The following is a 940-nucleotide window of genomic DNA, read 5'->3' as shown; positions in this document are numbered from 1 at the left end:
GGTGTTCCTATAGTTTTGTCAACCGTCGGGGCTACTCCCGGTAGGGCACCCGGTCGCGCATCACGGCGTATATCGCCCTGAGCCGCTTCCTCGCGACGGCCTTGAGCGCCCGCCCGTGCCCCATGCCCCGCGCCCTGCAGGCCCGGCAGTACTCGCCGTAGCGCCCCGAGGACCTCACCAGGCTGTTGCACGAGAAGATCAGCAGGGACTTGAGCCTCGCGTCGCCGCGCCTGGACGCCCTGACCGACCTCACCGACGTGCCGGAGCTCCTCACCCTCGGGGCTATGCCGCAGTACGAGGCCAGGTGGTCGTGGTCCGGGAACCTCCCGATGTCGACCGACACCGCGAGCTGCGCCGCGGTCCTCGGGCCGATGCCGGGCACGGTGAGCAGGCACGCGTAGGTCTCGTCGCCCTCGAGCAGCGCCGCCGTCTCGGCCTCGAGGGCCCCGGCCTCGTCGAGGGCCTCCGATATCCGGGCGGCCAGGAACCTGACCTGCCTGTTCTCGGCCTCGACGAGCGCCGGCGGGGGCGCGGTGGAGGCGGCCGCGGCCTCCCCGGCGGCCTCGGCCCGCGGGCCCTCGGCCCCGGAGCGGGCGATCCCCCACGCCCCGCCGAACCCGGCGAGCAGCTCCAGCCACCGCCGGTCCGACAGGTCGACCGCGGCCTCGAGGGCCGGACAGGACTCGAGCAGCACCGCGCGCAGGCGGTTCTTGTCCCTGGTCGCGCAGGCGACGACGTGGTCGCGCTGCGACGAGAGGGCGCGGGCGGCCTCGAGGGCCTCGCCGCGGCCCGGGACCCCCGACAGGGAGTCCGGCACGCCCAGGGCGGTCCGCGCGATCACCGCGGCGTCGCGCTCGTCGGTCTTGGCCTCGCCGGCAAACAGGCCCGCGGCGCGGCTGGCGGCGAGCCCGGGCAGGTGGGCGACCCCGAGCCCCGCGGC

Annotated in this window: 1 protein-coding gene; it reads right to left on the bottom strand. The window is 75.6% G+C overall.

Annotated elements, in window-relative coordinates; all coding sequences use genetic code 11:
• Nucleotides 1-31 precede the first annotated feature (31 nt).
• Nucleotides 32-940: IS110 family transposase (locus AAA069_RS09950; RefSeq protein WP_349128271.1), on the bottom strand; the 909-nt coding region annotated here is incomplete at its 5' end.

Source organism: Collinsella sp. CLA-SR-H006 (genome assembly GCF_040097075.1).
GTDB lineage: Bacteria > Actinomycetota > Coriobacteriia > Coriobacteriales > Coriobacteriaceae > Collinsella.
The sequence above is the reverse complement of the archived record's forward strand: the minus strand, read 5'-3'. Positions and strand labels throughout refer to the sequence as shown.